Annotated in this window: 11 protein-coding genes; 1 reads left to right on the top strand and 10 read right to left on the bottom strand. The window is 64.4% G+C overall.

What is annotated here, in order from left to right; translation table 11 throughout:
- Nucleotides 1-57: 57 nt before the first annotated feature.
- The 6 genes from ACRCSW_RS16875 to chvE all read right to left on the bottom strand — a co-directional run bounded on the left by ACRCSW_RS16875 (nucleotide 58) and on the right by chvE (nucleotide 7,704).
- Complete coding sequence (locus tag ACRCSW_RS16875; protein WP_438706816.1) at nucleotides 58-978, bottom strand: Gfo/Idh/MocA family protein; 921 nt, start codon at nucleotides 976-978, stop codon at nucleotides 58-60.
- A gap of 133 nt (nucleotides 979-1,111) precedes the next feature.
- Entirely contained in the window at nucleotides 1,112-2,857 is a 1,746-nt protein-coding gene (araD, locus tag ACRCSW_RS16870; RefSeq protein ID WP_438706815.1) for an L-arabinonate dehydratase, read from the bottom strand.
- 10 nt (nucleotides 2,858-2,867) lie between these two features.
- Entirely contained in the window at nucleotides 2,868-3,836 is a 969-nt protein-coding gene (gene araD1, locus ACRCSW_RS16865; protein ID WP_438706814.1) for an AraD1 family protein, read from the bottom strand.
- A gap of 8 nt (nucleotides 3,837-3,844) precedes the next feature.
- Complete coding sequence (mmsB, locus tag ACRCSW_RS16860) at nucleotides 3,845-5,017, bottom strand: multiple monosaccharide ABC transporter permease (RefSeq protein WP_438706813.1); 1,173 nt, start codon at nucleotides 5,015-5,017, stop codon at nucleotides 3,845-3,847.
- Nucleotides 5,018-6,571, bottom strand: a complete 1,554-nt coding sequence (gene mmsA, locus ACRCSW_RS16855) for a multiple monosaccharide ABC transporter ATP-binding protein (protein WP_438706812.1) — start codon at nucleotides 6,569-6,571, stop codon at nucleotides 5,018-5,020. It abuts the gene before it with no gap.
- A 62-nt stretch (nucleotides 6,572-6,633) separates the two neighbouring features.
- Nucleotides 6,634-7,704 (bottom strand): multiple monosaccharide ABC transporter substrate-binding protein, encoded by a 1,071-nt coding sequence (chvE, locus tag ACRCSW_RS16850; RefSeq protein WP_438706811.1) that lies wholly within the window; start codon nucleotides 7,702-7,704, stop codon nucleotides 6,634-6,636.
- A gap of 137 nt (nucleotides 7,705-7,841) precedes the next feature.
- Here chvE and ACRCSW_RS16845 point away from each other — a divergent pair, with 137 nt between their 5' ends.
- Nucleotides 7,842-8,771, top strand: coding sequence for a LysR family transcriptional regulator (locus tag ACRCSW_RS16845; protein ID WP_438706810.1), 930 nt, complete (start codon nucleotides 7,842-7,844; stop codon nucleotides 8,769-8,771).
- Nucleotides 8,772-8,851: 80 nt separating this feature from the next.
- Here ACRCSW_RS16845 and ACRCSW_RS16840 read toward each other — a convergent pair whose 3' ends face one another.
- From ACRCSW_RS16840 to acsF, 4 genes are all read right to left on the bottom strand, one after another.
- Nucleotides 8,852-9,310: a c-type cytochrome gene (locus tag ACRCSW_RS16840; protein ID WP_438706809.1), complete on the bottom strand. Its 459-nt coding sequence runs from the start codon at nucleotides 9,308-9,310 to the stop codon at nucleotides 8,852-8,854.
- Nucleotides 9,311-9,398: 88 nt separating this feature from the next.
- The gene (gene hemA, locus ACRCSW_RS16835) at nucleotides 9,399-10,613 is read right to left on the bottom strand and encodes a 5-aminolevulinate synthase (RefSeq protein WP_438706808.1); all 1,215 of its coding nucleotides are present in this window, start codon (nucleotides 10,611-10,613) and stop codon (nucleotides 9,399-9,401) included.
- A 4-nt stretch (nucleotides 10,614-10,617) separates the two neighbouring features.
- Nucleotides 10,618-11,445 carry a putative photosynthetic complex assembly protein PuhE gene (gene puhE, locus ACRCSW_RS16830; RefSeq protein ID WP_438706807.1) on the bottom strand — a complete coding sequence of 276 codons (828 nt, stop codon included), beginning with the start codon at nucleotides 11,443-11,445 and terminating at the stop codon, nucleotides 10,618-10,620.
- 82 nt (nucleotides 11,446-11,527) lie between these two features.
- The gene (gene acsF / locus ACRCSW_RS16825) at nucleotides 11,528-12,625 is read right to left on the bottom strand and encodes a magnesium-protoporphyrin IX monomethyl ester (oxidative) cyclase (RefSeq protein WP_438706806.1); all 1,098 of its coding nucleotides are present in this window, start codon (nucleotides 12,623-12,625) and stop codon (nucleotides 11,528-11,530) included.
- Between the last annotated feature and the right edge of the window lie 140 nt (nucleotides 12,626-12,765).

The following is a 12,765-nucleotide window of genomic DNA, read 5'->3' as shown; positions in this document are numbered from 1 at the left end:
GGCTGAAAGGGGCGATGTGGGCGCGTGGGGCACGGTGGGCTGGCGCGTGCGAGGGCGTCAGAACTGGAACGCGTCGGTGACCTCGCGCCGGCCGAGGGTCAGGGCGTCGGCGACGTGGACCATGGGCGCAAGGTCGATGTCGGACGTGCCGGTGCGGACCAGTTCGGCCATGCGGGCGTAGAGGGCGGGGTATTCGCCCATGATGGTGCTTTCGCCCGCTACAGCCTTGCCGTCGATTTCCAGCACATTGCCGCCCATCCGCAGGGCGAGGCTGCCGCTGTCGGTCTCGACCGTGATGTCCCAGGTCTGCAGGCCCTCCTGACGCCAGTCGAAATCGGCGGTGACCTGGCCCGAGAAGGTGAGCCGGGCGGCGATCGGTGTCTGGCGGTTGGACGGGAACTCCAGGATCGCCTTGGTCAGATGGACGGGGCGGGGCAGGACTTCGGTCAGGATCGAGAGGGCGTTGATGCCGGGATCGAAGACGCCCATGCCACCGGGCTCGAACACCCAGTCCTGGCCGGGGTGCCATTTGCGGACATCCTCACGCCAGGTGATGTGGGCGCTTTTGATCGTCTTGTCCTTCAGCCAAGCCTTTGCCGGAGCAACCGCGTGGGCCATGCGGCTGTGCCAGGTGGCGTAGATGCCGAGGCCCTTTGCGGCGGCGAGAGCTGTCAGCGCGTGGACCTCGGCCAAGGTTGCGCCGGGGGGCTTTTCCAGCATGACATGGCGCCCCGCCAGAAGCGCGGCCTGAGCATAGTCAAAGCGCGGCGCGGGCGGCATGCAGAGCGAGACGACGGGCACGTCCGGGCGTTCGGCGAGGAAGGTGGCGAAGTCGGTGAAGGCGGGGACGCCGGGGACCGAGCCTTTGCGCGAGACGGTTGCGGCCAGTTCCCAATCCGGCGAGGCGTTCAGGGCGGGGACATGCTGGTCGATGGCGATCTTGCCGATGCCGACGAGGGCGACTTTGGTGCGGGTCATGGGGTGGCCCTCTGTCTGGAGGTGTCAGGCTGAGACCTTTCGTGGTGCCCCCCCACCCCGGCCCTCCCCCACCGAGGGGGAGGGAGGTTTCTGGACCGGCTGTTGGTCTGCATGCCGCTTGTTGCGCGTTTCATCAGTGGCTTTCCCGGGCGACGGCGTTGCCGCGGCAGCCGACGAGGAAGTCCATGTCGGCCCCCTTGTGTGCGCCTTCGACGTGGTCGTGGTAGAGCTTGGCATAACCGCTTGTGGGCGGTTCGACTGGCGGTTTCCAGGCGGCGAGGCGGGCCTTGAGTTCGGCCTCGGGGATGTCGAGGTGGATGCGGCGGGCGGCCACGTCAAGCTCGATCATGTCGCCGTTTCTGACGATGGCCAGCGGGCCGCCCCGCGCGGCTTCGGGGCTGGTGTGGAGGACCACGGTGCCGTAGGCGGTGCCGGACATGCGGGCGTCGGAGATGCGGACCATGTCGGTGATGCCCTTGCGCAGGACCTTGGGCGGGAGGCCCATGTTGCCGACCTCGGCCATGCCGGGATAGCCACGGGGGCCGCAGTTTTTCAGGACCATGACGCAGGTTTCGTCGATGTCGAGCGCCTCGTCGTTGATCTTGGCCTTGTAGTCGTCGATATCCTCGAAGACGACCGCGCGGCCCTTGTGCTGCATGAGCGTCGGGGTCGCGGCGGAGGGTTTCAGGACGGCTCCGTCAGGGGCGAGGTTGCCTTTGACGACGACGATGCCGCCGGACTGGGTGAGGGCCTTGTCGGCCGGAAGGATCACGTCGTCGTTGTCGATGCGGGCGTCCTTGACTTCGTTCCAGACCGGGCCGCCGGAGACGGTGAGGGCGTCCTTGTTCAGAAGGCCCGCCTCGCCCAGGCGTTTGATGACGGCGGGGAGGCCGCCTGCGTAGAAGAACTCCTCCATCAGGTATTTGCCGGAGGGCATGAGGTTGACGATGGTGGGCACGTTGCGACCCCAGTCGTCCCAGTCGTTCAGCGTCAGGTCGATGCCGCAGCGGCCGGCGATGGCCAGAAGGTGGATGACGGCGTTGGTCGACCCGCCGATGGCCGCGTTGGTGCGGATGGCGTTCTGGAAAGCGTCGCGGGTGAGGATGTCGGAGGGTTTGAGGTCGTCCTTCACCATCTGGACGATGCGGCGGCCGGTCAGGTGGGCCATGACGCGGCGGCGCGAGTCGACGGCGGGGATGGCGGCGTTGCCGGAGAGGGTCATGCCGAGGGCCTCGACCATGGAGGCCATGGTGGAGGCGGTGCCCATCGTGTTGCAGGCGCCTGGGGAGCGGGACATCGAGGCTTCGGCTTCGACGAACTCCGCCTCGGTCATCTCGCCCGCTTTGACCGCTTCGGAGAACTTCCAGAGGTGGGTGCCGGAGCCTACGCGTTCGCCCCGGAAGTAGCCATTCAGCATCGGGCCGCCGGAGACCATGATCGTGGGGATGTCGACGCTGGCCGCGCCCATGAGGAGGGAGGGCGTGGTCTTGTCGCAGCCGACGAGGCAGACGACGCCGTCCATCTGCTGGCCGCGGATGGTTTCTTCGACGGCCATGGCGGCGAGGTTGCGGAACATCATCGCGGTGGGGCGGAAGCCGGATTCGCTGACGCTGAAGACGGGGACGATGACGGGAAGGCCGCCTGCCTCGTAGACGCCGTGCTTCACCCGTTCGGCGAGGTCGTTGAGGTGCGCGTTGCAGGGGTTGAGCTCGCTGAAGGTGTTCAGGATGCCGATCACCGGGCGGCCGTCGAAGAGGTCGGCGGGGAGGCCCTGGTTCTTCATCCAGCTGCGGTGGTAGATCGCGTCCTTCGAGGTGCCCGCGAACCATTCCTGCGACCGGAGCTTGCGGGGCCATGCGGCGGGTTTGAACTTGGTCATGGACGGCTCCTTAAAGGGGATGGACCTTGGTCGCGCCGCGGGTCTTCGGCGCGAAACCAAGTGTGTTGCGAAGGGGTTGGCCGAAATCGGCGACGGAGATTTCGAAGGTGTCTCCAGCTTCCGTCTTTAGTCCGTCGGCGAAGGACAAGGTTGCGGTACCGAAGAAATGCACGTGCAGGTCGCCGGGCTGGCGGAAGATGCCGTACTTGAAGTGGTGGTGTTCGAGGTTGGCGATCGTGTGGGACATGTTCGCCTCGCCGCTGAGGAAGGGCTTTTCCCAGATCGTGGCCTTACCCCGCATGATGCGCGAGGTGCCGCGGATGTCGGCGGGCAGGTCGCCCACCAGAATCTCGGGGCCGTAGGAGGCTACGCGCAGCTTGGAATGGGCAAGCCAGAGGTAGTTGACCCGTTCGGTCACATGGTCCGAGAATTCGTTGCCAAGCGCCCAGCCGATGCGGTGCGGAGTGCCATTGGGGCCGATCAGATAGAGACCTGCGATCTCAGGTTCTTCGCCGCCGTCTTCGGCAAAGCCGGGGGCTTCAAGCACTGCACCGGGGGCCACGGCGGCGTGGCCGGTGCCTTTGTAGAACCACTCTGGTTGCGCGCCGACCTCGCCTGCCGCCGGGCGTCCGCCGTCGAGACCCATGCGGAACATCTTCATGCTGTCGGTCAGGGTTTCGGTGCCTGCGAGCTTCGCATGCATCGCGTCGCGGGCTGCGGCGGAGCCGAGGTGGGTCAGCCCGGTTCCGGTCAGATGCAGATGCGCGGGGTCGGGGTGGCTGACCGGCAGCTCGAAGACTGCGCGCGTCAGGTCTACCGTTTCGCCAAGCTGGCGCTGGCCGATCTCCTCACCAAGGGTCCGGCCCGCAGCGATGGCCGCGCTGGCGAGTTCGTAGACCGAAGCCGTGTTGCGGAGCGCCCGGGCTTCGGTGCCTTCCCGAACCACAACGCCGACACCCCTGACGGTGGACAGATGCATGGACGGTCTCACTTGTTCTTGTTGTAGACGTCGAAGATCACGGCGGCGAGCAGCACCAGCCCCTTGATCATCTGCTGATAATCGATGCCGACGCCAAGGATCGACATGCCCATGTTCATGACGCCCATGATCAGCGCGCCGATCACGACCCCGATGATCTTGCCCGAGCCGCCCGCCATCGAGGCCCCGCCGATGAAGACGGCGGCAATCGCGTCAAGCTCGAACCCGGTGCCGGCCTTTGGTGTCGCCGAGTTCAGGCGGGCGGTGACCATCATTCCGGCAAGGGCCGCAAGCATGCCCATGTTGACGAAACAGAAGAAGACCAGCCGTTCGGTGCCGATGCCGGAAAGCTTGGCCGCCTTTTCATTGCCACCGACCGCGTAGATGCGCCTGCCCTGCACGGTGTTTTCGGTGAAGAAGGCGTAGAACACGATCAGGACGGCCAACACCACCAGCACGTTCGGCAAGCCTCGGAAACTGGCGAGCTGCCAGCCCACGAAGGCCATGGCCGTCGCAATGATCAGCGTGCGGCCCCAGAACAGGCCCGAGGGCTCGGGGGTGATGCCGAACTCCATATCGCGCTGCCGCGCGCGCAGGCCGATCCAGACGACGACGCCAATGGCAAGTGCTGCGATGATCAACGTCAGCCCGTGCGGTTTCATGAAACCCGTCAGGTCGGGAATGAAGCCCGATGACATAGCCTGGAATGCCTTGGGGAAGGGGCCGATGTTCTGTCCGCCCAGAAGCCACAGGGTGGCGCCGCGGAAGACCAGCATCCCCGCCAGTGTCACGATGAAGCTGGGGATACGCCAGTAGGCTACCCAATAGCCCTGCGCCGCGCCGATCAGACCGCCGACGATCAGCGTCAGCGGGATCACCGCGTAGACCGGCAGCTTCAGGTCCACCGTAAGCCAGGCCGCCACTGCGCCGGTGAAGGCGGCGACCGATCCGACGGAGAGGTCGATATGTCCCGCCACGATGATGAGGAGCATCCCGAGTGCCAGGATGATCACATGGCCGTTCTGTAGGAAGATGTTGGTGATGTTCGGGGCCTGCAGGAACATCGGCTTGCCCTGCGCCGAGACGAGGATCGAGAACAGCGCGACGATGGCGACCAGCGCCAGAAGCATGCCGTTTTCGCGGAGGTGTGCGCCGAGCGAGGTCTGTTTCGGTTCCGACATTCAGGCCACCTTCTCCCCGTCCTGCCGGACGCCTTTCCCAACGGCTTTGACGATCAGCGCCATGATCTTTTCCTGGCTCGCCTCGCCCTTTGTCAGTTCGCCCACGATCCGGCCTTCGTTCATCACATAGATGCGGTCGCACATGCCCAGAAGCTCGGGCATCTCGGACGAGATCATGAGGACGCCGCGGCCCTGTTCGGCCAGCTGGTTCATGATCGTGTAGATTTCAAACTTCGCGCCGACGTCGATGCCGCGGGTGGGTTCGTCGAGGATCAGAAGCTTTGGGTCGGTGAAGAGCCACTTCGACAGCACCACCTTCTGCTGGTTGCCGCCCGAGAGGTTCACCACCTTCTGCTGCACGCTGGGGGTGCGGATCGCCAGCTGCTTGCGGTAACCTTCGGCAACCTGCGCCTCACGCCGTTTGTCGAGGACCGATCGGCGGGCAATGCTGGCAAGGTTCGCAAGGCTGATGTTGCGCAGGAGCGGCTCGTCCAGGATCAGGCCAAGCGCCTTGCGGTCTTCGGTGACGTAGGAAATCCCGGCCGCCACGGCTTTGGCGACGGTCGAGACGTCGACGGCGTGCCCGTGCATCCGGACCTCGCCCTGATGTCCCTTGCCGTAGCTTTTGCCGAAGATCGACATGACAAGTTCGGTCCGGCCGGTGCCCATGAGGCCCGCGATCCCGACGATTTCGCCTTTGCGGACGTTCAGCGAGACTTGCTTGATCATCTGCCGTCCGGTCTGTTCGGGGTGCCAGCAGGACCAGTCCTTGACCTCGAACAGCACCTCGCCCGGATGGCTTTCGCGGTCGGGGTAGCGGTGCGCCATGTCACGGCCCACCATGTCGCGGATGATGCGGTCTTCGGAGATATCGGCTTTCGAGAGCGTCGAAACCGTGGCGCCGTCGCGGATCACGGTGATGCGGTCGGCGACCCGGCTGATTTCGTTCAGCTTGTGGCTGATCATGATCTGGGTCACGCCCTGCGCCTTCAGTTCCAGCATCAGGGCCAGAAGCCGGTCGGCGTCAGCCTCTTGCAGGGCGGCGGTGGGTTCGTCGAGGATCAGGAGGCGCACGTTCTTCGACAGGGCCTTCGCGATCTCGATCAGCTGCTGCTTGCCGACGCCAAGCTTGCCAACCACCGCACCGGGGGGTTCGTTCAGGCCGACGCGGCGCAGAAGCTCTTCGGTTTTCTTGAACGCGAGGGGCCAGGAGATTACACCGCCTGACGCCACTTCGTTGCCCATGAACAGGTTCTCGGCGATCGACAGAAGCGGGATCAGCGCGAGTTCCTGGTGAATGATGATGATGCCCCTGTGCTCGCTGTCGCGGATGGTCCTGTTGCGCAGGGGGGTGCCGTCATAGGTGATATCGCCGTCAAAGCTGCCATGCGGGTAGACGCCTGACAGGACCTTCATCAGCGTGGACTTCCCGGCACCGTTCTCGCCGCAAATCGCGTGAATCTCGCCGGACTCGACCGTCAGGCTTACCCGGTCAAGCGCCTTCACGCCTGGGAAGACCATCGAGATCTCCCGCATTTCAAGAAGCGTCGTCATCTACCCTCCCCAGGGGTACCCGCCCGCGCGAGGCTGGCGCGGACGGGTCCTATCGGATCAGCTTACTGCAGCTGGTCGGCTGTGTAGTAGCCCGAACCGACCAGAACCTCTTCGTAGTTGGCAAGGTTCACAGAGACCGGCTCCAAGAGGTAGGACGGCACAACCTTGACGCCGTTGTCGTAGGTCGAGGTGTCGTTGATTTCCGGCTCGCCGCCGCCAAGCACGGCATCGACCATCTTCACGGTCACTTTCGCAAGTTCGCGGGTGTCCTTGAAGATCGTCGAATACTGCTCGCCCGCGATCATCGACTTGACCGATGGGATTTCGGCGTCCTGGCCGGTGACGATCGGCATCTTCAGGTCGCCCGAGCCGTAGCCGACACCCTTGACCGACGACAGGATGCCGATGGACAGCCCGTCATAGGGCGAAAGCGCGCCATGCAGCGCCTTGTCGCCGTAGTTCGAGGACAGAAGGTTGTCCATCCGGGCCTGAGCCACCGCGCCGTCCCAGCGAAGCGTGCCGACCACGTCCATGCCCATCTGGCCCGACGGGATGACGATATCGCCCGCGTCGATCAGCGGCTGCAGGACCGACATGGCGCCGTCGTAGAAGAAGAAGGCGTTGTTGTCGTCGGGCGAGCCGCCGAAGAGCTCGACGTTCCAGGGCTTCACGTCGCCGAACCGTTCCTTCAGGCCCGCGACCAGGCTTTCGGCCTGCTGGACGCCGACCTTGAAGTTGTCGAAGGTGGCGTAGTAGTCGACCGAGCCGCTTTCGCGGATCAGACGGTCATAGGCGATGACCTTGATGCCCTGCGCGGCCGCATTGTCGAGCGCGTTCGACAGCGTGGTGCCATCGATGGCCGCGATCACCAGCGCCTTGACGCCCGAGGTGATCATGTTCTCGATCTGCGCCAGCTGCGTCGGGATATCGTCCTCGGCATACTGCAGATCGGTGGCATAGCCTGCTTCGGTGAAGGCTTTGACCATCGACTCACCGTCCGAAATCCAGCGCGACGAGGATTTGGTGGGCATCGCGATGCCGATGGTGCCCTTGTCTTGGGCGAAGGCGGGCAGTGCTGCCAGGGCAGCCGTAGAGCCAGCGAGGGCCATGAGGCCGCGGCGGGTCAAGATCATTGGTTTCCTCCCAAGGAATTCTGGTTGCATCCGCATCGGGCGCGCTTCTGGCCCTTGGTTGCGGACGAGGCGCAGATTGCGGAGAAGTCATATATCTGTCAAATGGCAGATATGCGTCTAGTCATATCGAAATAGCCATGATTCAGACCTCTCCGCTGATCTCGCAACTGCGCCAGCTGAAGCCAGTGCAGCTGCGGCTTCTGGCGGAGCTTCGCGAGTCTGGCGCGCTGGGGCTGGCGGCGGCCCGGATCGGCATTGCGCAGCCGGCGGCCTCGCGGCTTCTGGCCGAGATGGAGGAGATGCTGGGGTTGTCGCTGCACGAACGGCAGGGGCGGGGTCTGAAGCTGACAGAGGTGGGCGAGGCGCTTGCAAGGCGCGCGGCGCGCATCCAGATCGAGCTTTCCGACGCAGCGCGCGAGGTTGCCGAGGCTGCCACCGGCAGGGCAGGTATTGTGCGGGTGGGGGCGGTCACCGGCCCGGCGCTGAGCCTGGTCCTTCCGGCGCTGATCGAGCTTCAGCGCATCACTCCCGGATTTCGCGCGGAAGTGACGGTGGCGACATCGGTGCACCTTTGCGAACAGCTGCGCGATGGCCGGCTGGACTTCGCGCTCGCGCGCCTGAGCGCTGGCGAAACGCAGCTGGAGGGACGGGGGATTGCGGGCGAGCCTTTGTCGCTGGTGGTACGGCGCGGTCATCCGGTCCTTCTGCAGCCGCGGATCACGGTGGACGATCTTCTGCGGTATGACTGGGTGATGGGCGACGATGAGACGCTGCTGACTCAGACGGTGATGGCCCGGCTTGCCGAGCTTCGCCTGCCGATCCCGCAGCGACGGATTTCGACCTCGTCGTTCCTGTTCACTCTGGCTTTGCTGAACAACAGCGACGCGATCGCTCCACTTGCGACGCCGGTTGTCGATAGCCTGTCGGGCAACCCCTCGGTGCCGTTCGTGTCGCTTCCGATTGACCTTGGCCTGACCGTTGCGCCTTTCAGCCTGGTCACGCGCATCGGCTCACGCCTGACGCCGTCGGCTCAGCGGCTTGCGGATGCCGTCGTTGCGCTGGCCTGAGCGGATGTTTTCTTACCACCAAGCCCCTTGCCGGTTAACATGCTTGAACCGGCAAGGGGGTGCTGGTCAGAAGTCCGGCGTCACTCGGTCGCTGGAGCCGCTCCGGCGGCGGGTGAAAGCGATGCGATGAAGGCCCAGACGTTCTTGGCGTCCTCTTCCTTCGGCAGCTTGAAGCTCATCTTCGACTTCGCCGCCTTGTCGCCGGACTTTTCCTTCAGGAACTTGACCGGATCAGCGACGTAGGCCACGAAGTCTGCTTCGTTCCAGACCGCGCCACCGGCGCCAAGTGCCACGATCGACTCGCCGTACTTGAATTCGGGATAGGTGCCCAACGCGCGGCCGGGAAGGCCGTACAGGTTAGGGCCGGTCTTCGAGTTCTTGCCGGCCAGGACTTCGCCCGCCTCATTGGCAATGACATGGCAGGTCTGGCATTTCGCGAAGACTTTCTCGCCCGCGGCAACGTCGCCGGTCGGGGCGTCCTGTGCCAGCGCGGGGGCCGCGACAAGGGCCAGAACAGCGGCAGTGAAGCTTAGTTTCATGGGTTCCTCCGGGTATTTGCGACCCAACCAACTGGGCCGCGGCTTTGAAAAGGCAAGTGGGTTGGCAAGACTTCGCTGTGATCCGCCCCTATGCCACGGCATGGGCAATGGCGCAGCGCTGCCAGAGTGCGGAGAGGGCGTCGATGAGGTGGCCGATGTCTTCGGCGCTGTGAAGGGGGCCTGGGGTGATCCGCAGCCGCTCGGTGCCTTTCGGCACGGTCGGGTAGTTGATCGGCTGCACATAAATGCCCCAATCGGCCATCAGCATGTCCGAAATCATCCGGCATTTCACCGGGTCGCCGATCATCACCGGGATGATGTGGCTGTCATTGCGCATATGCGGAATCCCGCGGGCGTCGAGCTGGGCGCGGACCTGGGCGACGTTGGTTTTCTGGCGGGTGCGTTCGGTGGAGGACTGCTTGAGGTGACGGACCGAGGTTTGCGCCGCTGCCGCCACGGCTGGGGGGAGGGCGGTGGTGAAGATGAAGCCGCTCGCGAAGCTGCGGATGAAATCGACCAGCTCCGTCCGGCCCGTGACATATCCGCCGACGACGCCGAAGGCCTTGCCGAGCGTGCCCTCGATCACGTCGATCCGATCGGCAAGCCCACGTTCCTCGCTGACCCCACCGCCGCGGGGGCCGTACATGCCGACCGCGTGGACCTCATCGATATAGCTGAGCGCGCCGTGGGCCTCGCAGACCTCGACGATCTCGCGGATGGGGGCGATGTCGCCGTCCATGGAATAGACAGACTCGAAGGCCACGATCTTCGGCCGGTCGCCGACGGCGTGAAGCTTGCGGTCAAGGTCGCGCCAGTCGTTGTGCTTCCACAGGACCTTGTCGGCGCGGGAGTGGCGGATGCCCTCGATCATCGAGGCATGGTTCTTTTCGTCCGACAGGATCACCGCGTTCGGGATCTGGCTGCCAAGCGTGGAAAGCGCCGCCCAGTTCGAGACATAGCCAGAGGTGAAAAGGAGCGCCGCTTCCTTGCCATGCAGATCGGCAAGCTCGGCTTCCAGCATGACATGGTGGTGGTTGGTGCCCGAGATATTGCGCGTGCCACCCGCCCCGGTCCCGCAGGTCTTCACCGCCTCGATCATCGCTTCGACCACGAGCGGGTGCTGACCCATGCCGAGATAGTCGTTCGAGCACCAGATCGTCACGCTTTCCTTCGACCCATCCGGTCTATGCCGCTCGGCCCGCGGAAAGCTGCCGCAGCGCTTTTCCAGATCGGCGAAGACGCGGTAGTTGCCTTCGGATTTCAGAGCGTCAAGACGGTCGTGGAAGTAGCTGTTGAAGTCCATCGGTCTACTTTCCTGGCAAGTTGCTTGGGGCAGGAGGAGATGCGGTGGAGGCCGCTTCGGGCAGCATCCAGCGCCAGAGCTTCTGGTCGGGGATCGGCAGGACCATGAAGAGATGCTCGATCAGGGCAAGGGCGGTCAGCACGGCAAGCAAGAGATAGCCGATGAAGGGGGCGTCGTCGGCTGCCCAGGCCGCCTGGGTGGCCCAATGGAGGGTCGCTATGGCTAGCGCCAGGATCGAGACGGGCAGAAGTGCCGTCATCGGGGCTTTACGGAAATGGCTCGCCAGATGCGCAAGCGGGCGGGGCAGGAATTCGGTGTTGATGCGCGGGGCGCCGAAGAAGAGGTTCAGCTTGGCCGAGATACGGGCGAAGAAGAGTGTCGCGAAGGTCAGGGCGGCGAAGGGGTTTGGCTGACCGAGCGTCAGGTGGGTCAGCACAAGGAGGCCCGCGATCAGGGCGAATTCGTGCCAGAGGATCGTGCCTACCGCCCGCCACAGTCGTTCTGGCATCCGCGCCTTGGGTGGGCAGGGCTCACGCGTGGGGCCGGTCAGGACGCCCGACAGGAACGCCAGCTCGATCCAGCCCCAGAGCGCGAGCGCCGAGAGGAACCCGCCGTAGACGCCCGATACGGTAAGGTGGTCGACCGATGCATGTGCGCCGGCCGCGCCACCTACCAGAAGCGGAAGACCCAGAAGAACCGACCAGAGGTGATCGTCCGGCCCGCCGAGATCGGCGCGGCGCACGCGCCAGAGGATCGCGCCGGTAGAGGCCCACCAGACGAAGACGGCCGAAAGTGCGACGATCCACGGATTGGTCAAGTGCGGCACCCCCATGACAGAGGTGCCGCACCAGGTGCCAGGACGCGCCCATCCCGCACCGTACCCACCGCCGAAGCGATGGTATGGCAGTTACCGGTCAATACGCAGGCTCCAGCCGCACGCTGACGGGCGGTGTGCTGTGCTTGACCGGGATCAGGTAGAGCCGAGCAAAGGCGAGCATCGCGCGGGCCGAGGCGGTGGCATGGGAAAGGCGCCCTGTTAGACCGCCCTTCCGCTTCCCCCGCTCCATGTCGATCATCGCGGCGTTCATCCGGCGGAGTGTCGGAATCCAGGCCGGATGGTCGATGTCGATTTCCATCGGGAAGACCTGCTTCGCGATGGTCGAGGTTTTGCGGTAGACCTCTTGATCATACCAGTCGATGTCGACGCCGAGCGCTTTGTGAAAGTCCTTCCGGGCGTGGTCGCGGACCCACATCGTCGAATAGACCGCTACAAGGAAGAACTTGATCCAGAGCTTGTTGGCAAAGCTCTGGGTCAGTTTCGGGTCGGTGCGCATCAGAAGCGCGAAGGCCTCGCCATGGCTGAACTCGTCGTTGCACCATTCGCGGAACCACTTGAAGATCGGGTGGAAGCGGTGCTCGGGGTGCGCCTCCAGATGCCGGAAGATGGTGATGTAGCGGGCGTAGCCGATCTTTTCGGAAAGGTAGGTGGCGTAGTAGATGAACTTCGGGCGGAAGTAGGTGTACTTCTTCGCCTTGGTCAGGAAGCCAAGGTTCACGGCCACCCCCGCCTCGCGGAGCGCGTCGTTGATGAAGCCGGCGTGGCGGGCCTCGTCGCGGGACATGTAGCTGAAAAGCTCGCAGATATCGGGGTTGGTGCCGCGGCGCTTCATTTCCTTGTAAAGGACGCAGCCGGAAAACTCGGCCGTGCAGGACGACACCAGAAAGTCGATGAATTCGGTCCGCAGAGCCGGGTCCATGCCCTCCCAGTCGACGTCGTCCCAGTCGGCGTTCTTCTTGAAATGGCCCTTGTTCGGGTCGGATTTCATACGCTCCAGAAGAGCGTCCCATTCCTTGCGCACCGGGGTCACGTCGATGCGGTCCATCTCGTCGAAGTCGGTGGTGTAAAACCGCGGGTTCAGAAGAGTGGTCTCGGTGGCCATCGCGGTGGTGTCGAACTGTCCGGCCAGTTCGGAATGCAGCTCGCCATGTGTGGTATCGAGTTGGTCTTTCATGTCAGCAACTCCTCGCTGAAGGAGAATTCACAAAGCTCCATGAACTCCAGATCGCCGGTCAGGCGGGTCCACCAGCGTTCCAGCGGCGTGGCCCGGGTGATCGTTGCGTTCCGGCGTTCGACGATCACATCGCCAAAGGC

Source organism: Tabrizicola sp. (assembly GCF_051645465.1).
Taxonomy (GTDB): Bacteria; Pseudomonadota; Alphaproteobacteria; order Rhodobacterales; family Rhodobacteraceae; genus Tabrizicola.
Note: the sequence above shows the minus strand (reverse complement) of the source record. Positions and strands in the feature narration are given on the sequence as shown.

Bases quoted from the DNA above. Each gene is read 5' to 3' on its own strand.
- ACRCSW_RS16845 (WP_438706810.1), top strand. From the start codon at position 7,842: ATGATTCAGACCTCTCCGCTGATCTCGCAACTGCGCCAGCTGAAGCCA.
- ACRCSW_RS16875 (WP_438706816.1), bottom strand. From the start codon at position 978: ATGACCCGCACCAAAGTCGCCCTCGTCGGCATCGGCAAGATCGCCATC.
- mmsA (WP_438706812.1), bottom strand. From the start codon at position 6,571: ATGACGACGCTTCTTGAAATGCGGGAGATCTCGATGGTCTTCCCAGGC.
- acsF (WP_438706806.1), bottom strand. From the start codon at position 12,625: ATGAAAGACCAACTCGATACCACACATGGCGAGCTGCATTCCGAACTG.
- araD1 (WP_438706814.1), bottom strand. From the start codon at position 3,836: ATGCATCTGTCCACCGTCAGGGGTGTCGGCGTTGTGGTTCGGGAAGGC.
- ACRCSW_RS16840 (WP_438706809.1), bottom strand. From the start codon at position 9,310: ATGAAACTAAGCTTCACTGCCGCTGTTCTGGCCCTTGTCGCGGCCCCC.
- puhE (WP_438706807.1), bottom strand. From the start codon at position 11,445: ATGGGGGTGCCGCACTTGACCAATCCGTGGATCGTCGCACTTTCGGCC.
- araD (WP_438706815.1), bottom strand. From the start codon at position 2,857: ATGACCAAGTTCAAACCCGCCGCATGGCCCCGCAAGCTCCGGTCGCAG.
- mmsB (WP_438706813.1), bottom strand. From the start codon at position 5,017: ATGTCGGAACCGAAACAGACCTCGCTCGGCGCACACCTCCGCGAAAAC.
- chvE (WP_438706811.1), bottom strand. From the start codon at position 7,704: ATGATCTTGACCCGCCGCGGCCTCATGGCCCTCGCTGGCTCTACGGCT.
- hemA (WP_438706808.1), bottom strand. From the start codon at position 10,613: ATGGACTTCAACAGCTACTTCCACGACCGTCTTGACGCTCTGAAATCC.